A 24,002-nucleotide genomic window follows, 5' to 3' on the forward strand; every position below is an offset into this window, starting at 1 on the left:
AATTGACTCGTCATCCACCTATCGCGCCCATCGACCTGCGCGGCCGGTGGAACGCCGTCCCGCCGATGCCGTGACCGGCCTGCTTGCCCCACATCGCCCCGCGCCAGACCTCCGCGACCTCCGCGTCCTTCGCGCCGGAGCGCAGGACGCCCAGGACGTCGGTCTCGTCGTCGCTGAACAGACAGGACCTCACGGTGCCCTCCGCCGTCAGCCTCGTCCGGTCGCAGGCCGCGCAGAAGTTCCGGGTGACGGTGGCGATCACCCCGACGTGTGCGGGCGACCCGGCCACCGAACGCCCGGCCACCTCCCACAACTCGGCCGGAGCGGACGGATCCTCGCGGCCGGCGGGGACGAGGTCGAATCGCGTGCCCAGCACCTCGAGCAACTCCTGCGCGGTGACCATCTCCACCCGGGACCAGGTGTTGTCGGCGTCGAGCGGCATCTCCTCGATGAACCGCAACTGCACGCCCTCGTCCAGAGCCCATTCCAGCAGGTCAGGAGCCCCTGGCAGGGTCGCGCGCATGGGCACCGCGTTGACCTTGACCGGGTCGAGTCCCGCCTCGACCGCAGCACGCACCCCGCGCAGGACCGACGGCAGCCGATCGCGGCGGGTGAGCTCGGCGAACTCCAGCCGGTTGACCGTGTCCAGGGAGATGTTGATCCGGTCGAGCCCGGCGTCGACCAGCGCACCCACCCGGTGCTCGAGACCGACACCGTTACTGGTCAGGGCGATCGGCAGGTCCGGGCACGCCGCCCGGGTGCCGGCGATGATCTGCTCGAGGTCCTGCCGCATCAGCGGTTCCCCACCGGTGAAGCGCACCTCGCGCACCCCGAGTTCGTGGTGCGCGAGCGTGACCAGCCGGATCACCTCCTCGCCCGTCATCCGCGCGGCGTCGGGGATGGGGGGCAGCCCCTCCTCCGGCATGCAGTACGTGCACCGCAGGGAGCACTTCTCCGTCAGCGACACGCGCAGGTCTCGCGCGGTGCGGCCGAAGGTGTCGATGAGTACCGGCGTGGCAGGTCGGTTCGTGGTCACGCGCACCTCCGCTCTGCCGGCCGTCCGGGTCGAGTGTAGGCGCGTGAGCGTCGCCCCGCCGCCTACCTCTCCGGCACCTCCACCTCGGGGTTCGGTCCGAGCAGGGTGAGTTCGTGGATCTCGTCGCGCTCGGCCTGCGCCGCGAGCTGCGGGGCGATCACCCGGGCGAGGTGGTACCCCAGCACCACCACGAGGGTGCCGAGCGCGATCCCACCGAGCTGGAAGTCGTCCGTCACGACCAGGGTCGTGTCGCCCACGGCGATCACCACGCCCGCCGCCACCGGGACCAGGTTGAGCGGGTTGCCGAAGTCGACCCGGTTCTCCTTCCAGATCTTGGCACCGAGCAGGCCGATCATGCCGTAGAGGACCACCGTGATCCCGCCCAACACCCCGCCGGGCGTCGCCGAGATCACCGCACCAAGCTTGGGCGAACACCCCAGGAGGATGGCGGTCAGGGCGGCCACCACATATGCGGCGGTGGAGTAGACCTTGGTCGCGGCCATCACCCCGATGTTCTCGGCGTACGTCGTCGTCGCCGATCCGCCGAACGAGGTGGCCAGGACCGTGCCCGCACCGTCGGCGGCCAGGGCGCGGCCCATCAGGCCGTCGGTCTCGGTGCGCGTGATCTCGCCGATCGCCTTGACGTGCCCGGCGTTCTCGGCGATCAGGGCGATGATCCCGGGGACGATGAGCAGCACGAACGCGAGCGAGAAGTCCGGGGCGTGGATCCCCACCACGCCCGCGGCCTCGTCGGTCATGGGCGGCAGCCCGAGCCACGGCGCGTCCCACACTCCCGACCAGTCCACCCGCAGGTGCTCGGTCACCTCACCGGCGGTGGCGTTGAACGAGGTGATGGGCCCGGTCACCAGGTCGAGGACCCACGACAGGACATACCCGAAGATCAGCGCGAGGAAGATCGCGATCCGGCCGGCGAAGCCCCTGAGCCCCACGGTCATGAGGATCAGCGCGATCATCACCGTCAATGCCACCCACTGGTCCTGCGGCCAGTAGGTCTCGGCCACCACGGGCGCCAGGTTGAAGCCCAGCAGCATCACCACGGCCCCGGTGACGACCGGGGGCAGCACGGCGGTGACCACGCGTCCGCCCACCACGTGGACGACGATCCCGACGACGGCGAGGGTCGCACCCGCGACCAGCATCGCGCCGGTGACCTCCGCGCTGGTGCCGCCCTGCGCGCGGATCGCCGCGACCGCCCCGACAAACGCCACCGAGGTGCCCAGGTAGCTGGGCACCTGCCCCTTGACGATCGCCAGGAACAGCAGCGTGCACACGCCGGAGAAGAGGATCGCGAGCTGTGGGTTGAGCCCCATGATGATGGGGAAGACGAACGTCGCGCCGAACATCGACACCACGTGCTGGGCGCCGATGCCGATGGTCCGGGGCCAACTCAACCGTTCCATGGGGGCCACGACCTCGCCGGGCCTGATGTTCTTACCGTCCCCGTGGACGGTCCACAACGTCGTTCTTCCCGGCTTTCGCGCCACCGTCGCCCCTTAGCTTCGCCGCCTGCGCCCCGCGCGCGGACCGTAGGCACAGTACAACGCGATTACCGTGGGGTCATGGCCTCCCACCCCGACCGCCCGACCCGCCCCGAGTCCCGTCGTGAGTCCCGCCCTGAGTCCCGCCCGTCCCCCGGCGGGTACCGAGAGCTCCTGCGCATGCATCTCGAGCCGGTGCTGCAGCGGGCCGCCCAGAGCACCCGGCTTCCCCTCGTGGCGTGCGCGGACTCGGTGCTCGCCCGCGACCTGCTCGCGTCGGCCGACCTCCCCCTGTTCGTGAACTCGCAGATGGACGGCTACGCGGTGCGATCGTCGGATGTCGCCGGGGCCGGACCGGACTCGCCGGTGCGGCTCCGGGTGGTGGGGTCGACCCACGCCGGCCACGGGCCGGGACCGGAGATCGACGACGACGAGGCCTGCAAGGTGATGACCGGAGCCCCCCTGCCCGATGGAGCGGACTGCGTCGTCCCAGTCGAGGACACCACCGTGGAGGACACCACGGTCGAGGACACGTCCGTCCTGGTCCACGCTCCGCGGGTCGCCGGGGAGTTCGTGCGGCGGCCGGGTGACGACGTCCGCGCGGGCGACCTCGTGATCCCCGCCGGGACCCGGCTCGAGGCCCGGCACCTCGCTGCGGCGGCGTCACTCGGGGAGTCCGGACTCGACGTGCGGCCGCGCCCGCGGGTCGGCGTGGTGGCCACGGGGTCCGAACTCGTCGCACCGGGCAGGCCCCTGGAGCCGGGCCAGATCTGGGAGTCCAACTCGCTCACACTCGGCGCGGCGCTCCGAGCCTGCGGGTGCGAGGTCACCGCGACCGTGATCAGCAGTGACGAGCGGGACGACTTCACCGCGGCGCTGGACATCGCCACCGGGGACGCCGACCTCGTGGTGACCGTCGGTGCGGTGTCCATGGGGGACGCCGAGGTGGTGCGTCAGGTCCTGGCTGACCGCGAGGGTGCCCGATTCGCCCCTGTCGCCATGCAGCCCGGTGGCCCGCAGGGCCTCTCGTCGTGGCGGGACACGCCGGTGGTGTGCCTGCCGGGCAACCCGGTGAGCGCGCTGGTGTCGTTCGTGGTGCTCCTGCGTCCGGTCATCCTCGAGGCCGTGGGTCGCGTGCCCGTGCAGACCGGCCGGGCTCTGCTGTCGCGCGACGTGTCCTCTCCCGCCGGCAAGACGCAGTACCTGCGGGCGGCGCTCGTCCCCGGTTCCGCCGGCGCCATGTCAGGGCCGCCCACCGCCGAGCCGGTCTCGGGCCCGGGATCGCACCTGGTCGCCTCGATGGCGCGGGCCGACGTACTGATCGAGATCCCTGCCGACGTGACCTCACTGGCGGCGGGCGACGAGGTCGTCGTCGTTCCGCTCTGAACGGTCACCACGTCGCAACGGTCACCACGTCGCAAGGGTCACCAACGACACGAGCGTTCCGCACACCCGCCTCTCGGGCGATGTGTGCGGAACGCTCGTGTCGACGGGCCTGAACCGGTGGTCAGTACCAGTGTTTGCGTCCACCGACCGCCCGGCCGGCCGAGCCGAGGATAAAGAGGATGACGCCGACCGCGATCAGCACCAGACCGATCGTCCAGAGGATGTTGATGTTCAAGATGAATCCGAGGATCAACAGAATCGCGCCCAGAATAATCATTGACCCTCTTTGCCAGTCTGGTTGTGAGTCACCGACTGCAAGAGGACTGGAGTGTCTGAGATGTCGATCGCACCTGGTTATACGGACGAGGAGATCCGTTCCATAGTGTTTGAGTACGAGCGCCTGCGCTACGGGACGAAGTATGCCTGGGTCGAGAAGCAGGCGTTCTCTATGCACCAACTCCGGCGGTGGCGTAACGCCGTGTACGACGGCGACCTCGACCGTGGTCTGATTCCGCGAGAAGCTGGGAGTATGACTTCTCCGAATCAACGACGTCGTATCGCAAAGAACGACGTTCAAGAGGAAGCCGACAACGAGCAGCTGCGGGCCCGTATCCGGGAACTGGAGGCCACCAACGAGGCTCTGGGAAAAGCTATCGGGCTCTTGCATCAGTTGAGCGATCAAGAGCCCGATACCGACCCGACGAGCGAACCGAAGAGTTCCTGACCGCCGAGAACCAGCTGGTCCACGCTCTGACTGCTGCGACGGGCTCGCAGCGTAAAGCGCTCGCGGTGGTCGGGCTCTCACGCGGGTCCTGGCACTACCGGAACAACCCACGACCAGCAGTCCAGGAGCCCGTTCCGCAGGCCCAGCGGGACTACCCGTCGCGAATCAATCAGATGGACTGCGAGCAGATCGGCGAGCACATTCTGGCCGGCTGGGCCCGCGGCGAATCGGTGGACCACTCCTTCGCCGCTGCGTGGGACGCCGGGGTGATGCTGGCGTCGCGTCGGCACTGGTGGCGCGTGGCCGACGATCTGGAGCAGGAACTGCGCCCGAAGATCCACCAGCGCAAACACCTAGGCCGCACGCTCAAGGCACCGGTGGTGAGCGCAACTGGCCCGAATCAGGCCTGGTCCTGGGATATCACTGACCTCAAGACTCCCTGGCGGGGTGTGGCGTTCAAGGCGTACAAGATCACCGATATCTACTCCCGCGAGATCGTGGGATGGCGTGTTGAGCAGCGTCAGTGCAACGAGCTGGCCGTGGAAATGTTCGAAGAAGCGATCGGCAAGCGGGGGGCGCCGCAGGTCGTGCACGCCGACAACGGTTCCGCAATGACCTCGGACAACCTGACGAAGTACCTCGACCGATACGGTACGACCCTGTCGTACAACCGGCCGTACGTCTCCAACGACAACCCGTTCTCCGAGTCCGGATTTCGCACGATGAAGTACCGGCCCGGCTACCCGCGAGTGTTCAACACAATCGAGACTGCTCGCGCCTATCTCACGGACTACGTGACCTGGTACAACCACGAACACAAGCACTCCGGGATCGCTCTGTTCTCACCCGCTGAAGTCGGCGACGGATCCTGGACGACCACGTGGAAGACCCGCGACCGGGCCCTGCAGCGCTACTACGACACCCACCCCGAGCGCTTCCACGCCCGCCCCCGAACACCGACGCCCGCGGACCTCGTCGGCATCAACCTCCCCGGCGAAAAAACACCGACTACGTAACCCCTACTGACTCACGACAGGTTGACATAGGGCGTGATTCGTCCTTTCGCTGTGACCTGACATGGAGCGATGAGCGTATATCGGCCCCGCCCGATCCACGACCGGTCCGAACACAGCGCCATCACCAGCTCAGCCCACGGTCACCGGCTCAGCCCACGCTGTCGAGAGCCTGCTGCCAGAAATCGGCCTCCAACCGGGTGGCCGTGGAGAACACCTCGGTGAGCTCGTAGAGACGCTGATCGCTGAGTCCGCCCGCGGCCAGCTGGTCGAGCTGGGCGATCGCCGCAGCCGACGCCGCGGTGAACTCCTCGCCCGAGTACTCGGCGATCCATTCGCCATACGGATGCTCGGCCACGTCGCGACCAACTCCATCGCCACTGCCACTCACGTCACCGTGGTCGGCGAGGCGGGGCTGCAACAGCGCCCCGATCTCGGCGTACCCGATGGTGCACGGCGCCAGCGCCACGTGCAGGTCGAGCAGATCCCCGGACATGCCCGCGTCCAGTACGTAGCGGGTGTAGGCGACGGTGGCCTGCTTCTCGGCGGCGGCCTCGAGCTCGGCGCGCGGAATGCCCCACCGCTCGGTCAGCCGCAGGTGGAGCCCGGTCTCGGCGATGATGGCCCCCGTGGCCTGATGGGCGGCCGTAATGTCGGCCAGCGTGCGGCTCTTGAACGCGGCCAGTGCATTGGCCCGGGCGAACTGCACCAGGAAGTGGAAGTCCTGGATCAGGTAGTCGCGGAACACGTCGATCGGCAGCGTTCCTTCCCCGAGCTTCTCCACGAACTCGTGCCGGATGTAGGCCTCCCACTCGGGGCGGCAGCGATCCTTGAGGGTCTCGAACAGGGTCATATCGCGTCTCCTCGGGTGAGTGTCGGGATGCCGAGCAGTCCGCTCGGTCGGTGTGCGGATCGTCGCGCTCGAGACCGGGGCCCGCGGCCGCACCCCGCCGTGCCGGTCCTCTCCGCACCGTGTCGCTGACGCCCACCAGCCTGCCACCCGGGTCGAGTGGCACCGCCGATGCCCATGCGTCCCGATCGGTCACGATCCGTGAATATGGGTCACGGTCCGTGGAACCCGGGCGCGATCCGGGAGGACCCCACTCGGCCGATGCCTCACGGAACTCGCTCGATCTGCACGGCCCGCCGGGCTCGACTGGGCGGGACCCCCTCCCATCGGGTGAACGTCCTGGTGAAGGTGGCGGTCTCGGAGTACCCGAGTTCGCGCGCCACCTCCGACACCGGCACGCGGAGCGCCAACAACTCGAGCGCCCGGTGATGCCTCACCTCGTCGAGCAGCCGCCGGAACGAGGTCCTCTCCGCGGCCAGGCGGCGACGCAGGGTGCGGACGTCGATGTGCAGCTCACCGGCCACCTCCGCCATGGACGGCCAACTCTCGCGCTCGTGCCGCAGTCGGCTGCGGACCTGACCGGCCACACCCACTCGCGCCAGCCGGTCGTCGAGCAGTTCTCGACACTGCCTCTCGAAGAGCTTCGCCGTGTTCTCGTCGCCCTGCGGCAGCCGCGCGTCCAGTCGCTCCCGGGTGATGGCCAGTCGGTTCCGCTCGGCGTGTGGCCGGACCTCGTCGGCGGTCAGGCCCCACGACTCACCGAGGATCACAGCGCTCTCCGGGCCGAGGGTCGTCTCGAGTCCGGTGATCCCCACATCGATCTGAGCCCCACGGAGCGCCGCAGCCAGGCCTGCCAGGTCACGCTCGACCACGAACGTCCGGACATCCGCCGGGATCTCGTCATCGGCGGCGAGCAGAGAGGCCACGTCGATCCCGGCTCCGTTGGGTCCCGCCGAGCCCTCCTCGAGGGAGAACCGCAGGTGAGTGGGCGAGAGCGCGAGGTACGGGATGGCCCGGTCGAGCGCCGCCCGCACGGTGGGCCCCGCGAGCATCATGAAGCCGATGACGCCGGTGCGCCCGAGCGTCGAATGGGCACCGATACCCGCACCCAGACCCGGCCGGTCCCCGAGCGCACCCAGGAGGTTGCGGATCACCACGAACTCCTGGTGCGCCCAGATCTGCGCGGTCTCGTCGTCGAGGTCCACCGCGTCGAGCCCGGTGCCGGCAAGGCACTCCGACGTCGTCATACCGCGGGCGACGCCGCCGTCCACCATGATGCGGATCCCCTCCGTGCCGCGGGGCACCGCCCACACGGGCGAGGTCGAGCCGAGCGTTCTCGAACCGAGTGCGGCCGAGCCGAGCGCGGTCGAGCCCGACGACGAGGTCATCGTCCGACCGTATCAACGCAACCCGCCAAGTGACCGAAAATGCCAACCATGCGACCGCCAGCGCCCTGTTCCCGGCCCTCACGAGTGGCTACCGTCACATCCATGACTCTCGCCAGTGGCATCAGCGCAGGTACGGGCTCGGAGGGTTCACAGCCGGGGGACCCGACGAACGGGGCGGCACCGCCGTCCGGCCTGGCCGCGGCGGTGGAGGAGCTCTACGCGCGGGCCAAAGCCGAGGTGGGCCAGGAGGACCTGGATCACATCCGCCACGTCACCGCCTACGGGCGAGCGATCGACGCGCGCCGCCGTGAGCTGCTGCGCGAGGGCGGCCCGCGCGCGATCCGCCGGGCCACCGCGCTGGAGATGATGTACCGCCTCATGCAGTTCTCCGAGCTAGGCCACAACATCGTCCACGGCAGCTACGACCACCTTCCGGGCAACGGCGAGTACCACTCGGACCGCTACGACTGGGACTTCAACGTCGATGTGGACCACTGGAAGACGATGCACCACGCGGGCCACCACCCCAACACCAACATCGTCGGCAAGGACCACGACCTCGGTTACAGCGTCTTCCGCGGCAGCGCAGGTCAGGACTGGTACGGCCACCACCTCGGGCAGGTCGCGTTGATCTCCGCGCTCGCGGCCCTGGCCCCGGTCGCGGCACCGTTCTTCCTGGCCAACATCGCGCGCAAGGTCGAGCACCACCCGTTCCTCAGTGCGTACACCCTGCGCTCGCCGGCGAGGATCGCGCGGCGGGACGCGCGCCGCCGCTTCGTGGACGAGCCCTTCCGCTCCGGATGGAAGCCGCTGCCGACTCTGGTGGCCAACTACTTCGGCGGAGTGGCCGGATACATGTCCGTGCTGTTCCTGGTGCTCATCGAACACCACGCGGGTGAGCTGGAACTGTTCACCGATCCCGGCCCCGACGAGACCGCCGACCAGTATTGCGAGCGGCAGATCCGTGCGACCCGCAACTTTCTGCCGAGCGCTCAGATGGACGAGGCGCTGACCCGGATCCTGGAGGAGGAGGTGCCGTTCGATAACCGCCCCGACCTGCGGATCTTCTACGGCGGACTGGACACCCACGTCGAGCATCACCTGTTTCCCGACCTGCCGCCGTCCATGCAGCGCAAGATCGCGCCGGAGGTACGCGCCCTCGCCGCCCGGTTCGGGCTGCCGTACCACGAGACCCCGTTGCTGGAGACGGTGCCGCTCATCGCCAAGACGCTCACGGGCCTGTCGGTGCCGTTCGGCGAGCGCGAGTTCGGGCGCCCGGCGGAGTTGCTGCGCGACCCCTCCTCGCTGGTGCGGCGCGTGATCTCGGGTTTCACGTATCGGCCCCTGCCCGAGTCCCCGTACCTGGATAAACCGCGTTTCCACAATGCTCCCGCGAGGGTTCTGTCCGCCACACCGGTCGCCGGCGGTCACGCGATCTCCGTGCGCCTGGCCAGGCCGCGCGGGTGGGAGGACGTGGAGTGGGAGGCCGGGGCGTACATCTCGGTGCGGGTGGAGGTCGACGACGACGACCACGGCACCGGCACCGGCACCAGCACCGGCCGCGCCGAGCTGGTCCGTCAGTACAGCCTGGTCCGCGACAGCATCGACTCGCGGCTCGACGACTCGCGGCTCGACGGGCCGGGACCTCTGGAGATCTGCGTCAAGCGGGTCAACGGGGGCAGGGTCTCCACCCGGTTGAACGACACTCTCAAGCCGGGACGCCACGTCACTCTCGTCGGCGTGCCGCAGTCCTCGGGCGACTTCGCCATGCCGGAGCCCGGCGCCCCGTCACTGCTCATCGCCGGCGGAGTGGGCATCACGCCGATCATCAGCCTCCTGCGCCGCATCGCCCGCGACGCAGGGGCCAGCGCAGGGGTCGATGCCACCCTGCTGTACTTCAACCGCGACGAGCGCTCGATCATCTACGAGGCCGAACTCCGTCGGCTGGCCCGCGACTCGGGCGCCACGCTGCACCTGTTCACCGACACGCCGTCCGGTCGCGACGGCCTGACCACCGGCCGACTGGATCCAAAGGTGCTGCGGAGTCTCGTCCCGGACGCCGCCGACCGGGAGACCTACGTGTGCGCTCCGGCCGCCGTGATCGACCTGGCCCGCGGCTGGCTGCGCGACCTCGGGCAACCGGCCGAGCGGTTCCACGCCGAGTCGTTCACCGCCCCGGAACTCGAGCGACCGGCGGACGACGGCAGCCGCTACACCGTGCACTTCCGCCGCACCGGGGCCTCGGTCGAGATCGACGGGGCCACGACCCTGCTCGAAGCCGCGGGCCGAGCGGGCATCTCCGTACCGACCGGGTGTGAACGCGGACTGTGCAAGGCCTGCGTGACCGGCAAACTCAGCGGTACCACCAGCACGGAGGCCCGTGCGGCCGGCGGAGCGACCGGCGCGGAGGTCCGGGAGCGGATCACCGTGTGCACGGCGATGCCCTGCTCGGACATCGAGCTGGACCTCTGACATCGAGCTGGACCTCCGACTCCCGCCCCGGTTGGCCCGCCGCGTTGCCCGGCGGGCCCATCGAGAAGGACGTTCCGCGCACTGCTACTCGGCCGATATGCGTGGAACGCTCTTCCGGATGGCGGGCATCACCACTTGCCGCGCGTGTACTGCGGCGGGTACGGCGCGTCACGCCATGGCACCCCGAGTTCGGCGGCCGCGCGAAGCGGCCAGGCGGGCTCGCGCAGTCCCACTCTGCCCAGGAACACCACGTCGGCCCGCCCGTCGACCAGCACCTGTTCGGCGTAGTGCGGGTCGCTGATGAGTCCCACCGCGCCGGCGAGCACCGCGCCGGACGCCCGGACCTCCTCGGCCAGAGGCACCTGATACCCCTGCTCGAGTGGCACCGGCGGGACCGCGGGGGTGTTGGCGGCCGACGAGACGTCCACCAGGTCGACGCCGTGCCCGGCGAGACGGCCTGCCAGCCAGCGTGAATCCTCCGGGGTCCAACCGCCGGGTACCCAGTCCGTGGCCGAGATGCGAACGAACAGCGGCTTGCCCTCCGGCCAGACCTGACGGACCGCGTCGCAGATCTCGACCAGCAGTCGCGAGCGGTTCTCGCGGGAGCCGCCGTACTCGTCCGATCGCTCGTTGGACAGGGGCGAGAGGAACTCGTGGACCAGGTAGCCGTGGGCCGCGTGGATCTCGACCACGTCGAAGCCCGCCTCGTCCGCGCGTCGGGCGGCCGCGGCGAAGGCGTCCACGACGTCACGGATCCCGTCGGAGTCGAGCGCGACCGGGGCCGCCATGTCGCCGAAGGGGATGGCCGAGGGTGCAACAGTGATCCACCCGCCCTCCGCCACGGGGATCGACCCCGTGGGTTCTCCGGGGAAGGCTCGGTGGGTCGACGCCTTGCGCCCGGCATGGGCGAGCTGGATGCCGATCGCGGCGCCCTGCGTGTGCACGAAGTCCACGATCGGCGCCCATGCGTCCCGCTGCGCGTCGTTCCACAACCCGGCGTCGTGGGGGCTGATTCGACCCTCGGGCACGACGGCGGACGCCTCCGCGAGGATCAGTCCGAATCCGCCCTGCGCCCGCGCACCCAGGTGCACGAGATGCCACGGGGTGGGGACGCCGTCGCCGGCGTCGCACGAGTACTGGCACATGGGCGACAACCACGCGCGGTTGCGGATCTCGAGATCGCGGATGCGGATGGGGTCGAAGAGGAGTGGCATCCCGCCGATTAAACCCCTGCGGGCCACATCCGCGTCGAAGGGCACCACCCCCACTCGGGCTCTCACACACCCGGGCATCGCCGACTAGCGTGGTCGACATGACTGACGCCCAGACCGGACCGGGTTCCACCGCACAGCACGGACCGGGCTCGGCCTCGCCTCTGCAACCGACCCACCAGCCGCAGCTGACCCACCTCGACGCCGCGGGCCGGGTCCGGATGGTCGACGTGGGCGGCAAGGCCGTCACGACTCGCACCGCCACCGCCGAGGGGGTCTTCCGCACCCGGCCCGAGGTCGTGACGATGGTGTCGGGGGACGACCTGGGGAAGGCCGACGTGCTGGCCACCGCCCGGTTGGCCGGTATCGGCGCGGCCAAGAAGACCTCGGAGCTCATTCCGCTGTGCCACCAGATCCCCCTGAACTCGGTCAAGGTGCGCTTCGAGCTCGACGCGCCGGCCGGCGAGATCCGGGTGTGGGCCACAGCCAAGACGACCGGCCGTACAGGCGTGGAGATGGAGGCGCTCACGGCCGTCTCGGTGGCCGGGCTGACACTGCACGACATGGTCAAGGCCGTCGACCCGCTGGCCACGATGGACGGGGTGAGGCTGGCCGCCAAGACCGGCGGGAAGCGGGGCGACTGGACCAGGGACCACGACGAGTCCGCCCTCGACGCCACCGCCCTCGACGCCACGGCCCTCGATGCCACCGCGCGGGCCGCGGTGGAGTCGGGCCGCAGCGCCGTCGTCGTAGTCTCCTCCACCGCCGCCGCGCACGGGCGACGGGAGGACACCACCGGCCCCGCCATCGAGGGCTGGCTCCTCGAGCGGGACTTCTCCCCGGTCGAGGTCCACGTGGTCGCCGACGCGGACGTCGCCGCGGCTGTGGCCGAGCAGGTCCGCCGCTCCCCGGCCGTGCTGTTGACCACCGGCGGGACCGGTGTCGCCCCGGATGACCGCACCCCCGAGGCGACCGCGCCGCACCTGGACCTCGAACTCCCGGGGGTCGCCGAGGCGATCCGGGCCCGCGGGCTGGTCTCGACCCCCACCGCCGCCATGAGCCGCGGCCTGACCGGCTTCGCCGGACGTACCCTGGTGGTGAACCTCCCGGGTTCGACGGGCGGGGTGCGCGACGGGCTGGCGGTCCTCGACGAACTGCTGGAGCACCTGCTCGCGGTGCACGCCGACGGCGGCGGACACTGATCGCCGCGCCGGCCCGGGACCGCACCGCACCGCACCGCACCGAGACACACCGCAACACGAGGAGGCACCGACCATGAGCGTTCACAGTCCACTCGTGCAGATCACCGGGGACGCGATCGACCCCAGGGAGGTCGAGAAAGCGGTCTGGAGCACCGCCGACGGGGCCATGGTGACGTTCTCCGGCGTGGTGCGTGACCACGACCACGGACGCGACGTGGTCGACATCGAGTACTCGGCGCACCCGACAGCCCAGGATGTCCTGACGCGACTCTGTGACGAGGTCGCGACCGAACACACGTCGCCGGACCTGGAGAAGGGCGGACCGCTCGACCCGCGGCGCAGCGTCCGCATCGGCGCGGTGCACCGGGTCGGCGTGCTTGCTGTGGGCGAGATCGCGGTGGTGGTGGTGGCCGTGGCGCCGCACCGAGGCGAGGCCTTCGCCGCGTGCTCGGAGCTCATCGAGCGGCTCAAGCGGGGGGTGCCCATCTGGAAGCGGCAGCGCTTCACCGACGGCGTCTCCGAATGGGTGGGCGTCGGCGACTGCTGAGGGGTCAGGCTGGTCGTCTGCGGGGGCCGTTCCCGGGACGGCCCGGCGGGTTCACGAGCGTGCCGTCGGCGGCGATGGTCCGATCCGCGAAGGCGTTCCACTCGCGTTCCCGGATGGCGTCACGGGCACGGGCTAGGGGGCCCTTGGGTCTGGTGCGGTGTTCGTGTCCGGTGTCGGTGAGGATGACGAGTTCACCCAGCGGTCCGGTCCGGTAGGAGTTGGTCCCGAACGTTTTCTCCCGATGGTGTTTCCGACACAGGCAGACGAGGTTCCACTCGGTGGTCGGCCCGCCGAGTTCAGGGTCTTTCGTGTTGAACGCGATCACGTGGTCCACGTCGCAGTCCTTGGCGGAGACCGAACACCCCGGGTGCCGGCACGTCCCGTCGCGAAGACGGATCCGCTCGGCCATCGCCGGGGTGATCACGTAGCGCAGGGCGTGATCAGGGGAATCGAGCACTCCCGGGGCGGGATCGATGAGCTCGAACCGCACGCTCGCGTCGTCGCCCTCGAGCAACTCCGTGCAGAGCCACTCGAAACTGCTGTAGGCGCCGTGAACGAACTCGACGCGATTGGGCAGGCCCCGGGCCGCGGAGGCGATCACGCTGACGCGGATCGACTGTCCCGCCCGCGCGGCGTTGCCCAATGTGGGCCGGGGCAGGTCCGCCCCCACCCTGACGTCGCCGAGTTCTATGTCGCCGAGGTCTATGTCGCCGAGATCTGTGTTCTCGTGCTCGGTCGCGGACGGGCCGGCCTCACCCTCGTAGACGGCGAGCGCGGCGAGGGCGTCGGCGCGGAGCTGGTCCATGGGACGATCCAGCCCGTCCGCGGAGGCGACGGAGGCGTCGGTCTCGATACGCCGCCGAAGGAGCTCGGCATCGGCGGAGGTGAGCCTGGCCCACATCGTGGCCATGCCGTTACGCGCGCCGCGGAAGCGGACGGAGCGGGTCGCGGCCGCAGCGGCCGCGGCGTCCTCCGCGGCAGCCGGGTCGTGTCGTTCCACGGCATCGTCGATCGCCGAGTCCACCGCGAGGCGACTCGGTCGGTCGCCGCCGTCGAGATCGTCAACAAAACGCGCGACCACCTCGTCTTCCACGTCCGACACGATCGCGTCGGGAACCTCGGCCAGGCGGCACGCGATATCGATCGCCAACTGTTCAGGCATCAGCCCGCGGTCGACAGTGGACCGCAGACGGGGCAGCCGCCGGTGGATCTGCGTCCCGGCCGTCACCAACCGCGCGGCATGCCAACACGTGAGCTGACATGCCGCCACCAGGTGATCGCGGGCCCGCGCCTGGGGATCCAACCGGGCGTAGGCCGGCCGGCGCGAACCGGCGCCGCGCGCGTCGGACCGGGCCTCGTCGCACCGGGCCTCGTCGGCTCGGGCGAACTGTGCGACCAGGACATGCGCCGCTTCCAACCGCGTGGCCCCGGCGCGGTTCTGCGCCAGCGTCGCGGCGCGGGCCGCCTCGCTGACGGCCTCCGCGTCGATCATGCCGAGGGGCTGGGGGACGGCGAACAGCGCACTCGTCGTCATCGTGATCCCACCTCGCCCTCGTCACTATCGAACCCACATTCGATAATACCGCAGTAGGTCGTATGGCACAAGTGTTCGAATGCTCACTCCAGCCGGCTACCGACCCACTCGGCCAGCACCCGGGCGCACGCGTCCACGCTCTGGACCCACGTGGCCCCCGCCGACTCGTCGGCCGGGTCGGAGACGTACTTGACCAGACGGGTGGGCACGCCCAGCATCGCCCCGGCAGCGGCGACCGCATACCCTTCCATGTCCACCAGATCCGCGATCGCCGCGAGGTGGTCCCGCAACGGCCCGCCGGCCACGAAGCGATCACCGGAAGCGAGCACAGGCGCATCCGTCCCGCCGGGCGCCGACGGCAGCGCGCGGGCAGGCTCCGGAGTGATCGCGAGCTCGGCGGAGAGGGTCAACGGCGGTCCGTCGTGCCGTCCGGTCACGGCGTGGAGCGCCATGTTGTCGAAGTCGTGCTGGAACACGGTGGCGATCTCGTGAACGCCCTGCATCCCCGGGTGCAGACCTCCGGCGGTGCCCACGTTGACGAGCTCGCGGGGCCGGATTCCGCCACCGAGTGCATGCGCCACCGCCACCGCGGCCCGGACCTTGCCGACGCCCGTGACCAGCACGGGAAAGTCCGTGACGAAGTGACGGGCCTCCTGCTCCAGTGCGACGACGACGAGAGGGTGTGCCGGATCGACGGTTCCGAGGAGTTCCACGGTCCCCACGGTAGTCACCGGTGATCAGACGCCTCCACTGCGTTCTGAGTGCGATCCAGCCGCCACGCCTACGGTGGGAGGAGAATGCCACCCGTCGAACCCGTCGACCCCAGAGGTGAACCGTGACGCCGCTCCAGTCTCCCCACACCACAGCTCGCCACACCACAGCCCGCCGCGCACTGCTCCTGCCGGCGGTCGCGTTGCTCGCCGCCGCCGGATGCGCCACCGGCGCGGAGGACGAGCAGGCCGATGCCGCGCCGACGGTCACCGCCACCGTGACCGCTCCCGTCGAGACGACCGAGTTGCCCGCCGGCCAGCGGGACGGCGATCGACAGGGGGAGCCCGCCGATCGGGGGGCGTTCGACCGCTCGAACTGCGGGACCGAGGTCTCGGGGCAGGACATCTCCGGCGACGTCCAGGTCCGCGACGGTCAGACGTGCGTGCTGTCCGACCTCACCGTCACCGGCGATATCGATATCTGGGGCGGCGGTCGGCTCGAGGCCCGCAACGTCCGGGTCACCGAGGACATCGAGGCCGACGGGCATGCCTTCGTCCTGGTGTCCGGGGGCGAGGTGGCGGGGTCGATCGAGCTGGACAGGGGCGGCGAGGCGACGGTGGAGAACGTCCGGATCGCCGGCGATCTGGAATCGCAGGAGAACTCCGGCCCCCAGCGCTTCGAGGGCAACTCCATCGGTGGCGACCTCGAGTGCGAGGGCAACGCCGAGGCCCCGACCGGCGGCGGCAACCAGGTCGGCGGCGAGCGGGAAGGGCAGTGCGCCGGGCTGTGACCCCGGGAGCAGATCTACCCGGAGGGTGACCACCACCGGGTGTCGGACTCCCCCAGTGGTAGACGGTCCACCACCTCGTGTCGGGCCCGCCCCCTGGGACCCTCACCGAGAAAGGAGTCGACCAGCGCGATCTCGGAGACCGTCCAGTCGCTGCTGGTGAAGGTGTCGAGGATGCGGAGCCACGCCGTGGCGTCGGAGCGGCCGTTGAGCCGGGCGAGCGTGAGGTGCGGGTGAAACCGAGCCCCGTCGGGGACGCAGCCGGCGGCGTTGGCGGCCGATCGGGCCCCCGCGGCCAGGGCTCGCAACGGAGTCTCTCGCGACCCGGAATCGGCCGGTGTGGCCGACAGGTGCTCGACGCCCGCCCACAGCACCTTCGCCCGGTCGACCGAGGGGAACGCCCCCGCCCCGGCGAGCCGGATCCGGAACGGCTCGTGTCTGCGGGCGACCGCGCCGAGCCTGTCGGAGAGGTCGTCGATCCGCCACTCGTCGACATCCGGGCAGAACGTCAGGGTGAGATGCCACTGGGCGGGATCGGTCCACCCGAGTCCCGGGCGCGGCTCGAGGAACCGCTCGAGCTCCGCCCTGACCCCGTCCGGCGGCAACACCGCGGCGAACATGCGATGACCCATCTGCGACCCGCTCCTCACAGCTCGTCGGACACTGCACGTCAGACACTGCACGTCAGACACTGCTCGTCCTGGCCCGCGCCGTGCCCATCCCGGCGCGCGCCACCCCGCGATGTACCCCACCACCGTGGCCCACCTCACGCCCCATCGCAAGAACCGGTCCACGCGGAGGTTGTTATCGTGGTCGCCACGGCGGTGGGGCTCGCCTTCAACCACGGCACGGATGTCGTCAACGGTCCCTGTTTCCTTCTCGAGGCTGGTAGCTGCGTGAATGTCGACGACGGCCACCTGACCGGTCACCCCGACCGGGCCTCGTCCGAACCGGGCGCCCCGCGGCGTCCAAGGACAGGAGGCAGAGCTGATGAGCCGCCCACCACATCTGCACCCCGGGTTGATCGCCCTCGTCGCGCTCGGCGGAGCCGCGGGCACCCTGGCCCGCTGGGGCATGACCACGTCGATCCCACACCCGCACGGGTGGCCGGTGTCGACGCTCGCCGAGAACCTCATCGGAGCGTTCCTCCTCGGGCTGTTACTCGAAGCCCTGGTCCGTGCAGGTGACGAGACCCGTCCACGACGGATGATCCGACTCGGTCTGGGCACCGGCGCCCTCGGCGGATTCACCACCTTCTCCACGTTCGCCCTCGAGGTCGAGAGGCTGCTGACCTCCGGTCACGTCGGCCAGGCGATCGGCTACTTCTCGGTCTCGCTCCTCGGCGGATTCCTCACCTGCGTGCTCGGGGTCATCGTGGCCAGCCGCCACCATCAGTGGCGCATGCGTCGTCTCCCCCTCGATCCCGACCAGGGTTTCGTCTCCGACCCCACCCCGCCGGTAGGAGACCGCCCGTGACCATCGCCCTCATCGCCCTGTTCGGCGGGCTCGGAGCCGCAGCCAGATTCGTGGTGGACGGCCTCGTCAGAACCCGATGGTCCAGCGGTTTCCCCGTCGGAACCGTCGCCATCAACATCACCGGCTCACTGCTCATGGGCTTCCTCACCGGGGCGGCGATCGCCGGGACGATCGGCGGCGTCGGCCTGGAGGCGACCACCGTCGGTTTCTGCGCCGGGTACACCACGTTCTCGACCGCCATGGTGGAGACCGTCCGCCTGGTCCAGGGCGGCGACTACCGCACAGCCCTGGTCAACGTCGTGGGAACGGGGATCGCAGTGGTCGCGGCGGTGGCCGCCGGGCTCGCACTGGCTACCGCGCTCCTCTGAGTGCCCGCCACCAGACGCCAGGTCTCACCCCGCGAGTCCGGCCTCCAGGACGGCCTCGAGCCCGGCGCGGTCACCCGTGATCTCCAGACCCGGGTCGTCGGCCCCGATCCGTCCCCACAGCAGGAGCGCGAGCGTCTCCGGCGGGCCCGTCACCTCGACCTCACCGGCCTCCTCCGCGCCGGCCAGGACCCACTCGGGGTCGGCGGCCGGGGCGCGTGCACCCACCGGCTCGGCGCCCGTCGCCAGCCCCTCGGGGGCGTGCAGGACCGCCCGCAGCCGGATCGTCACGGGCAGCGACCCTCGGGGCCCCTTGTGCGGGAACATCACCGCGCAGAACTCGTCCACCGTGTCCACCGCCACGTCCTCCGGGAGCGGAGTGGTGGCGGCGGGCCCGCCGAGCGCGTCCTCGAGGTCCCAGCGGTGGACGGCGGTCTCGTGGAGTTGCCGCCGAAGCCAGAAATCGGCCCGCCCGGGGCCGGAGAAGGTCCACACCGGGGCGTCGGGTGCGGTCTCCGTGAAGGTCTCGAGCATTCCCGACGCCTGCGTCGCGTACCAGTCGGCGAGCGCCGCGACACCCGCGGAGGCGGGCGGGGCGGACTTCATCGCGTCACCCAGACCCCGCGAGCGCTCGTGCGGGTTCCCGTCGCGCACCGTGGCTCCGCCCCACCGGTTGACGGCGCCGAGGTGGGTGACGAGATCATGGATCGTCCACTCCGGACACGACGGCACCCGGGTTGTCGGGGCGGTGGCCGGGTCGGTGGCCGGGTCGAGCGCGAACCGCACCAGCCCGACCTGGGCCTCGATCGCGTCGAGCATCCGCTCCCGCGTCAACCCGGGGCTCATACTCGCGTCGCCGCCTCGTTTGATCCGATCGATCCACTGTCCTCGGTGCCCGGTCGCCGCCGGGTGAAGTCGATCTGCCGCCCCGCGTTGGACACGGCCACCACGGTCCCGGTGCCGAACACGCCGTCCCGGTCGAACAGGGACGCGCTGCCCACCGCCACGCCCGCGTCGCTGAGATGCTCGTCTGCCTCGATACCGATGTCGCCCGAGCGGGGCAGACGGGCCAGCGCCACGGTGAGGTCGGCGTTGATGAAGCCGATGCCCTCGTCGCCCCAGTGGGACATCAGGCTGGTGGATTCGGCGAGGGTGACGGCGCGCTGGAACGGGGAGGCGTCCTCACCGGCCACCACGTCCAGCGGACGCAGCCAGAAGCGTTTGCGCTGGTCGTTCTGGTGCGCGCCCATGTCGCGACTCCACGCCTCGCCCTGGTCGCCGCTGCCGAAGAAGACGTTCGACCCCGGCGTGTCCTCGAGCGGGTCCGCCTCCGGCGGGGCCCCGACGTGCCGGCCCGAGCGCCACACGTTCCCGGGCGGCTGCTCGCCCCGGCGCAACTGGACCAGGGTGCCGCGGGCCACGAGCTTGTCCCCCTGCAGCATCCGGACGTCGGCGACCCGGATGCGGTTGCCGGCCCGGACCTCCTCCGTCACGGCGACCAGAGGTTCGGTGCGGACGGGCGCGAAGAGGTCCACGGTGAGTCGGGCGGGTTGGAACCCCTCCGCCCCGTGCTCGGACTCGAGGGCACGGGCGGCGGCCACCACCACGGCGGGCCCGTTGACCATCGTGTCCGACCACGCGCTGCGGGCGTACCTGGTGGGGATGTACGCCCCCGAGTCGTCGAGAGTGAAAAACGACCGCTCGCCCATGGATTCAGCCCACCATTCCGGTTGAGGAGTTCGCGGACCCGTGTGGTGTGGCCCGCTGGCCCTCCCCCGCGGCCCAGGAGCGCAGCACGGCCGCGAGTTGTGTCTCGAAGTACTGCTCGGCGCTCGGCGACTGACGCCACACGCTCAGTTCCAGCGACACGACCCCGTGCAGTGAGGCCCAGATCGACGTGGTCGCCTCGCGGACATCCGTGGCCCGGAAGACCCCCTCGTCCACGAGCGCGTCGACGATCTCGAGCAGCGGCTCCCTCCACTGGGGGTCCCGGTGGCCCGGATCGGTGCGGGGCGAACGGACGGGCTCCGCCACCACGAGCGCGTACAGGCCCTGGTTCTCCAGTGCCCACCGGCGGTACGCGCGGCACAGGGAGCGCATGTCGGTCTCGACACTGTCGTGGCGCAGCGACTCGCGCAGGGCCTCGGCGAGCATCCGGTCCGCCTCCTCCGCGACCGCAGCGAGCAGCCCGGACTTCCCCCCGAACATCGTGTAGATGGCGGTGGTGGAGGTGCCCTGAGAGGCCGCCAGCGGCCGCAGTCCGAGCTTCTCCGGCGCCGCGCTCCGGAGCCGGCGCGTCGCCTCGCGCAAGATCCCCAGCCGGAGGGCCTCGTCGTACTGGGCGTGGGGTGGGGCGCCGGCGGTGCCGCGGGAGGGAGAACGGGTCACCGGGGAAGACTACGACGACGACGTCGCGATCGCGTCACAACGCCGTGGCGTGTCCACCCGAGAACAGTGTCATTCGAGAACTGTGTCACTCGAAAGCAATGTCACCGCACCGCCCTCGCACTCCCCGCGCACGCCGTGACAACGGCGTCCCACCTGCCGTGACGGCGTTCCCGTAGCTCTACGCTGGACACCATGCCCACTCTGAACCGTCATGATTCCGTCTTCGTCCTGCGCTTCGCCGAGCCGGACGACCCGGCGGACGCCCCGGACAACGCCTTCTCCCCGGAGTTCCTGGACTCCCTCGACGCCGCACTCGCCGAGGTCGAGGCATCCGAGGGACCGGCGGCGCTGGTCACGACCGGGGCGGGGAAGTTCTACTCGAACGGTCTCGATCTGTCGGTCGTCGCCTCCGATCCCGCCGGGCTGCCCGCGTACGTCTCGCGGGCCCAGCGGTTGTTCGCCCGCGTCCTGCGGCTCGAACTGCCCACGGTCGCGGCGGTCAACGGCCACGCCTTCGGTGCCGGCGCGATGCTGGCCCTGTCTCACGACCACCGCGTCATGCGCGCCGATCGCGGATTCTGGAACCTCCCCGAGGCGCAGCTCGGCATGCCGTTCCCCCCGGGCATGAACTCGCTCATCACCACTCGCCTCACGCCCGGGGTGGCGAGCACGGCGATGCTCACCTCGAGGCGCTACCCGGCGCCCGACGCCATCGAGGCCGGGATCGTCCACGAGGCGGCCGAGGCCGACGCGGTACTGGACCGCGCGGTGGCAGTGGCCGCAGAGATGGCTCCGCTCCGTGGCGCCAACTACGCGGGGATCCGCGCAGGACTCGTCGACGCCGCCCTCTCGCACCTGGACGCGCCGATCACACAGCTCTGAGCGGTCAATTCTCGCGCTGTCACCGCGGCCTTCCACCAATTCCGGTCGTCGACCGAGTGGGGGCCCTTCCGCCGGGCGAGGGCGGCCTGCGAATAGGCGGAAGGGCCCGCACCCCGTTACCGGGGATGCGGGCCCTCGATTTCGCGGTCAGTTCGCGGCGGCGTACGCCTCCATCACGTCGGACGGGATGCGGCCACGATCGGAGACCTCGAAGCCGTTTTCCCTCGCCCATTCACGAATGATCTTGGTATCACCCGAGAAGGACTTGGCCGCGGACTTGCGAGCCGGCTTGCTCCTGCCACCGGTCACGCGGTGACCAGCGTCGATGTACGGGGCCATGACATCCCGGAAGGCCTGGGCGTTCTCGTCACTCAGGTCGATGGAGTATTCCTTGCCCTCGAAGGCGAACGAGAGGGAATTGGCCTCTTCACCCAGTTCGGTTCCGTCGAGGTCGTCGATGTACTTGACCTGGAATTGCTGCGCCACTGTCACTCCCTAGCTGGTTGCCGTTACTACTGCACAACAGTATGCACAATCTCGGTAAATTATGCGTGATCACATGCTTCGACCATTCCCCGCGATAGTCCGAACTTTCGCGATCCGATATCTCCGGGTTCGATCACGGAGTTAATCCCGCCGAATTCTCTCGATATAACCGGACGATCAGGTCGACTATCTCCGGGTTCGCACCGAGCGGCGGAGAGGTCACGTCCGCGCCGGCCGCCGCGAGTCGATCCGCGAAGAACCCGGGTGCGAGCAGATGCGTCGCGACGGCCACCCGGCGGCGTCCTGCCTCCCGGAACGCGGCGATCGCGTCGGCGACGGCGGGGGCGGCGGAGGTGGCGAAACCGGCGCTCACCGGCACGCCCAGCACCCGTTCCAGGGCTGCGGCCAGGGCGCGCGTCTCCGCCTGCGAGGACTCGTCCCGGCTGCCCGCCGCCCCCAGGACCACCGCGTCGGAGCCGAACGCCCCCACGGCCCCTGCCTCCGCCAGCCGCTGGATCAGCGCGCGAACGATCTCCGGCTCCCCGCCCACGTGGGGCGCGAGAGCCACCGGACCGGGAGCGCGGTCGCAGGCTCCTTCGACGTCCTCGGTCACGTGGTAGCCGCGGGCCAAGAAGGCCGGGACCACGACCGTGGGGACGGCGTCGGCGAGGATGCGGTCCGGGCCCGGTGCCTGCACGTCGACCCATGCCAACCGACAGTCCACGTCGTCGAGTCTCTTGCGGGTCTCCACCAGGACCCGGCCCAGCTCGCGACGACCCGCCGACGACCGGGTCCCGTGCGCCACCAACAGCAGGCGGGGCCGCTCGGTGACCGGGTGGGCGGAGTGCGAGTTGGTCGTCATCCCCCGAGCATGCCGGATTCCGGGTGCGTCGCCCCGGACGCTCGGCGAGACTGGGGAGATGGAGGCAGGAGCCGGACGCAGCGGGCGGACCCTCGGACCGGGCCGGGGGCGCCGGGCCCGCCCGGAGGTGACCCTGTCCAATTTCGAGGCCGTCTACGACTACTACGGCCCCGGCCGGCGAAGGGACGGATTCACCCATCCCCTGCTGGCGTTCGTGGGAGCGCTGTACTCACCCGAGGTGCGGATCGGGGCCGGGACGGTGGACGAGTTGCACCGACTCCACGACGCCGGGGTGGGAATCGTCGTCGCCGCCAACCACCCCTCCAAACACGACCCGTTCGTCCTGGCGTCGGCGGTGTACGACCGGCGGGTCCGGTTCCTCTCCTCCGGAACCGGCCTGACCAAGGACCCGCTCTTCCGCGGTCCGCTGCGACCGGTGTTCGAGTACACGGGCACCGTCCCGGTCTTCCGGGCCAAGAACTACGTGGGTACCGACCGCGCGGTGCACGACGCCGCGGCCGCCCGGCTGATCGGCCTGTGTGTGGACCGGCTCGCCACCGGCGGGGTGGTCCTGACGTTCGTGGAGGGCACCAACTCCTCGGCCGACGACCTGCGCACACTGCGGCTCGACTCGGTCAAGAAGGGCGTGGGCCAGATGACCCGCGGGGCCCGCGAGGCGGGCGGCCCGGTGGCGATCCTGCCTGTCGGGATCGTCTACCGCGGGCGGGAGCACTCGACGCTGCCCCCGCGCCGCCCCGTGGTGTCGGCCGGTCCGCTCGCCCTGTGGGAGGGCCCCGGGTCCGCGCCGTCGATCGACGAGGTACGTCGGGTGGTGCGCGACGGTATCGACGACGCCCTCACCGACGCCTGGCGCTGAGCACGACGCGCTCGCGGGACCCTCGGCGTACGGGTCAGCGACTCCGGGAGAAGTCCACGGCCTGCCCTCGCCCGTCATCGAGCAGAGTGGCCCTCTTGGGCCCCCACCACCCGACCGCCGCCTCGACCCTGAGGGCCCGGGGTGGCGGCGACCGCAGGACGAGCTTTCCGACGAACACCGATCGCTCGTCGACCACGGTGCCCTCGACGATCAGACGAGCCCGGTAGTAGAGCGCCATCGCCTGGTCGAACTCGACGACCAGGTGCATTCCGTCGTGGTCCAGCGTGAAATGCTTCATGACCCACT

The 24,002-nt window shown here is 70.4% G+C and carries 26 protein-coding genes; 11 read left to right on the forward strand and 15 right to left on the reverse strand.

Annotated elements, in window-relative coordinates:
- Nucleotides 1-10: 10 nt before the first annotated feature.
- The gene (moaA, locus tag CEY15_RS05935; protein ID WP_095717687.1) at nucleotides 11-1,036 is read right to left on the reverse strand and encodes a GTP 3',8-cyclase MoaA; all 1,026 of its coding nucleotides are present in this window, start codon (nucleotides 1,034-1,036) and stop codon (nucleotides 11-13) included.
- Between the two features lie 62 nt (nucleotides 1,037-1,098).
- Nucleotides 1,099-2,457: a uracil-xanthine permease family protein gene (locus tag CEY15_RS05940; protein WP_245847334.1), complete on the reverse strand. Its 1,359-nt coding sequence runs from the start codon at nucleotides 2,455-2,457 to the stop codon at nucleotides 1,099-1,101.
- 159 nt (nucleotides 2,458-2,616) lie between these two features.
- On the opposite strand from CEY15_RS05940, the gene CEY15_RS05945 reads away from it, so the two are divergent.
- Nucleotides 2,617-3,921: a molybdopterin molybdotransferase MoeA gene (locus CEY15_RS05945; protein WP_245847310.1), complete on the forward strand. Its 1,305-nt coding sequence runs from the start codon at nucleotides 2,617-2,619 to the stop codon at nucleotides 3,919-3,921.
- Between the two features lie 121 nt (nucleotides 3,922-4,042).
- Here the strand turns inward: CEY15_RS05945 and CEY15_RS18430 are convergent, their stop codons facing one another.
- Nucleotides 4,043-4,198 carry a DUF6131 family protein gene (locus CEY15_RS18430; RefSeq protein WP_017837619.1) on the reverse strand — a complete coding sequence of 52 codons (156 nt, stop codon included), beginning with the start codon at nucleotides 4,196-4,198 and terminating at the stop codon, nucleotides 4,043-4,045.
- A gap of 60 nt (nucleotides 4,199-4,258) precedes the next feature.
- On the opposite strand from CEY15_RS18430, the gene CEY15_RS05955 reads away from it, so the two are divergent.
- On the forward strand, nucleotides 4,259-4,645 hold the full coding sequence (locus CEY15_RS05955) for a hypothetical protein (protein ID WP_095717798.1): 387 nt from the start codon (nucleotides 4,259-4,261) through the stop codon (nucleotides 4,643-4,645).
- A 26-nt stretch (nucleotides 4,646-4,671) separates the two neighbouring features.
- Nucleotides 4,672-5,661 carry an IS3 family transposase gene (locus tag CEY15_RS05960; protein WP_245847336.1) on the forward strand — a complete coding sequence of 330 codons (990 nt, stop codon included), beginning with the start codon at nucleotides 4,672-4,674 and terminating at the stop codon, nucleotides 5,659-5,661.
- A gap of 148 nt (nucleotides 5,662-5,809) precedes the next feature.
- Here CEY15_RS05960 and CEY15_RS05965 read toward each other — a convergent pair whose 3' ends face one another.
- Both CEY15_RS05965 and CEY15_RS05970 read right to left on the reverse strand, forming a co-directional pair.
- Nucleotides 5,810-6,511, reverse strand: a complete 702-nt coding sequence (locus CEY15_RS05965; protein ID WP_095717690.1) for a TenA family protein — start codon at nucleotides 6,509-6,511, stop codon at nucleotides 5,810-5,812.
- Between the two features lie 263 nt (nucleotides 6,512-6,774).
- Nucleotides 6,775-7,896, reverse strand: coding sequence for an AraC family transcriptional regulator (locus CEY15_RS05970; protein WP_095717691.1), 1,122 nt, complete (start codon nucleotides 7,894-7,896; stop codon nucleotides 6,775-6,777).
- 102 nt (nucleotides 7,897-7,998) lie between these two features.
- Between CEY15_RS05970 and CEY15_RS05975 the strand changes: the two genes are divergently transcribed.
- Nucleotides 7,999-10,368: a fatty acid desaturase gene (locus CEY15_RS05975; RefSeq protein ID WP_245847313.1), complete on the forward strand. Its 2,370-nt coding sequence runs from the start codon at nucleotides 7,999-8,001 to the stop codon at nucleotides 10,366-10,368.
- A gap of 128 nt (nucleotides 10,369-10,496) precedes the next feature.
- On the opposite strand, the gene CEY15_RS05980 is transcribed toward CEY15_RS05975, so the two are convergent.
- Nucleotides 10,497-11,582 carry an NADH:flavin oxidoreductase/NADH oxidase gene (locus CEY15_RS05980; RefSeq protein WP_095717692.1) on the reverse strand — a complete coding sequence of 362 codons (1,086 nt, stop codon included), beginning with the start codon at nucleotides 11,580-11,582 and terminating at the stop codon, nucleotides 10,497-10,499.
- A 218-nt stretch (nucleotides 11,583-11,800) separates the two neighbouring features.
- On the opposite strand from CEY15_RS05980, the gene moaCB reads away from it, so the two are divergent.
- Nucleotides 11,801-12,781 carry a bifunctional molybdenum cofactor biosynthesis protein MoaC/MoaB gene (gene moaCB / locus CEY15_RS05985; protein WP_245847338.1) on the forward strand — a complete coding sequence of 327 codons (981 nt, stop codon included), beginning with the start codon at nucleotides 11,801-11,803 and terminating at the stop codon, nucleotides 12,779-12,781.
- 73 nt (nucleotides 12,782-12,854) lie between these two features.
- Complete coding sequence (locus tag CEY15_RS05990) at nucleotides 12,855-13,328, forward strand: molybdenum cofactor biosynthesis protein MoaE (protein ID WP_095717694.1); 474 nt, start codon at nucleotides 12,855-12,857, stop codon at nucleotides 13,326-13,328.
- A gap of 4 nt (nucleotides 13,329-13,332) precedes the next feature.
- On the opposite strand, the gene CEY15_RS05995 is transcribed toward CEY15_RS05990, so the two are convergent.
- Together CEY15_RS05995 and CEY15_RS06000 are read right to left on the reverse strand one after the other, a co-directional pair.
- Entirely contained in the window at nucleotides 13,333-14,862 is a 1,530-nt protein-coding gene (locus CEY15_RS05995) for an HNH endonuclease signature motif containing protein (RefSeq protein ID WP_095717695.1), read from the reverse strand.
- An 83-nt stretch (nucleotides 14,863-14,945) separates the two neighbouring features.
- Nucleotides 14,946-15,575 carry a nucleosidase gene (locus tag CEY15_RS06000; RefSeq protein WP_042329966.1) on the reverse strand — a complete coding sequence of 210 codons (630 nt, stop codon included), beginning with the start codon at nucleotides 15,573-15,575 and terminating at the stop codon, nucleotides 14,946-14,948.
- Nucleotides 15,576-15,697: 122 nt separating this feature from the next.
- Between CEY15_RS06000 and CEY15_RS06005 the strand changes: the two genes are divergently transcribed.
- The gene (locus tag CEY15_RS06005) at nucleotides 15,698-16,363 is read left to right on the forward strand and encodes a hypothetical protein (RefSeq protein WP_095717696.1); all 666 of its coding nucleotides are present in this window, start codon (nucleotides 15,698-15,700) and stop codon (nucleotides 16,361-16,363) included.
- Nucleotides 16,364-16,377: 14 nt separating this feature from the next.
- Here CEY15_RS06005 and thpR read toward each other — a convergent pair whose 3' ends face one another.
- Nucleotides 16,378-16,992, reverse strand: a complete 615-nt coding sequence (gene thpR / locus CEY15_RS06010; RefSeq protein WP_095717697.1) for an RNA 2',3'-cyclic phosphodiesterase — start codon at nucleotides 16,990-16,992, stop codon at nucleotides 16,378-16,380.
- Nucleotides 16,993-17,350: 358 nt separating this feature from the next.
- On the opposite strand from thpR, the gene CEY15_RS06015 reads away from it, so the two are divergent.
- Complete coding sequence (locus tag CEY15_RS06015) at nucleotides 17,351-17,836, forward strand: fluoride efflux transporter FluC (RefSeq protein WP_095717698.1); 486 nt, start codon at nucleotides 17,351-17,353, stop codon at nucleotides 17,834-17,836.
- Nucleotides 17,833-18,204 (forward strand): fluoride efflux transporter FluC, encoded by a 372-nt coding sequence (locus CEY15_RS06020; protein ID WP_095717699.1) that lies wholly within the window; start codon nucleotides 17,833-17,835, stop codon nucleotides 18,202-18,204. The genes CEY15_RS06015 and CEY15_RS06020 overlap by 4 nt, the downstream gene beginning before the upstream one ends.
- Nucleotides 18,205-18,228: 24 nt before the next feature.
- Here CEY15_RS06020 and CEY15_RS06025 read toward each other — a convergent pair whose 3' ends face one another.
- Genes CEY15_RS06025 through CEY15_RS06035 form a run of 3 tightly spaced genes read right to left on the reverse strand, consistent with a single transcriptional unit; the run spans nucleotide 18,229 to nucleotide 20,589 of the window.
- Nucleotides 18,229-19,047 (reverse strand): maleylpyruvate isomerase family mycothiol-dependent enzyme, encoded by an 819-nt coding sequence (locus CEY15_RS06025; RefSeq protein ID WP_095717700.1) that lies wholly within the window; start codon nucleotides 19,045-19,047, stop codon nucleotides 18,229-18,231.
- Nucleotides 19,044-19,910 (reverse strand): acyl-CoA thioesterase domain-containing protein, encoded by an 867-nt coding sequence (locus CEY15_RS06030; protein ID WP_095717701.1) that lies wholly within the window; start codon nucleotides 19,908-19,910, stop codon nucleotides 19,044-19,046. The genes CEY15_RS06025 and CEY15_RS06030 overlap by 4 nt, the downstream gene beginning before the upstream one ends.
- Before the next feature lie 4 nt (nucleotides 19,911-19,914).
- On the reverse strand, nucleotides 19,915-20,589 hold the full coding sequence (locus CEY15_RS06035; protein ID WP_017837634.1) for a TetR/AcrR family transcriptional regulator: 675 nt from the start codon (nucleotides 20,587-20,589) through the stop codon (nucleotides 19,915-19,917).
- 192 nt (nucleotides 20,590-20,781) lie between these two features.
- On the opposite strand from CEY15_RS06035, the gene CEY15_RS06040 reads away from it, so the two are divergent.
- Entirely contained in the window at nucleotides 20,782-21,471 is a 690-nt protein-coding gene (locus CEY15_RS06040) for an enoyl-CoA hydratase/isomerase family protein (RefSeq protein WP_095717702.1), read from the forward strand.
- Nucleotides 21,472-21,618: 147 nt separating this feature from the next.
- Here CEY15_RS06040 and CEY15_RS06045 read toward each other — a convergent pair whose 3' ends face one another.
- Both CEY15_RS06045 and CEY15_RS06050 read right to left on the reverse strand, forming a co-directional pair.
- Nucleotides 21,619-21,957 carry a histone-like nucleoid-structuring protein Lsr2 gene (locus CEY15_RS06045; protein ID WP_095717703.1) on the reverse strand — a complete coding sequence of 113 codons (339 nt, stop codon included), beginning with the start codon at nucleotides 21,955-21,957 and terminating at the stop codon, nucleotides 21,619-21,621.
- 133 nt (nucleotides 21,958-22,090) lie between these two features.
- Nucleotides 22,091-22,819, reverse strand: coding sequence for a sirohydrochlorin chelatase (locus CEY15_RS06050; RefSeq protein ID WP_095717704.1), 729 nt, complete (start codon nucleotides 22,817-22,819; stop codon nucleotides 22,091-22,093).
- A gap of 58 nt (nucleotides 22,820-22,877) precedes the next feature.
- Here CEY15_RS06050 and CEY15_RS06055 point away from each other — a divergent pair, with 58 nt between their 5' ends.
- Nucleotides 22,878-23,696 carry a lysophospholipid acyltransferase family protein gene (locus CEY15_RS06055; RefSeq protein ID WP_095717705.1) on the forward strand — a complete coding sequence of 273 codons (819 nt, stop codon included), beginning with the start codon at nucleotides 22,878-22,880 and terminating at the stop codon, nucleotides 23,694-23,696.
- 34 nt (nucleotides 23,697-23,730) lie between these two features.
- On the opposite strand, the gene CEY15_RS06060 is transcribed toward CEY15_RS06055, so the two are convergent.
- Nucleotides 23,731-23,994: a hypothetical protein gene (locus tag CEY15_RS06060; RefSeq protein WP_095717706.1), complete on the reverse strand. Its 264-nt coding sequence runs from the start codon at nucleotides 23,992-23,994 to the stop codon at nucleotides 23,731-23,733.
- Between the last annotated feature and the right edge of the window lie 8 nt (nucleotides 23,995-24,002).

Origin of the sequence: Dietzia natronolimnaea (assembly GCF_002289575.1) — a bacterium.
GTDB classification, from domain to species: domain Bacteria; phylum Actinomycetota; class Actinomycetes; order Mycobacteriales; family Mycobacteriaceae; genus Dietzia; species Dietzia natronolimnaea_A.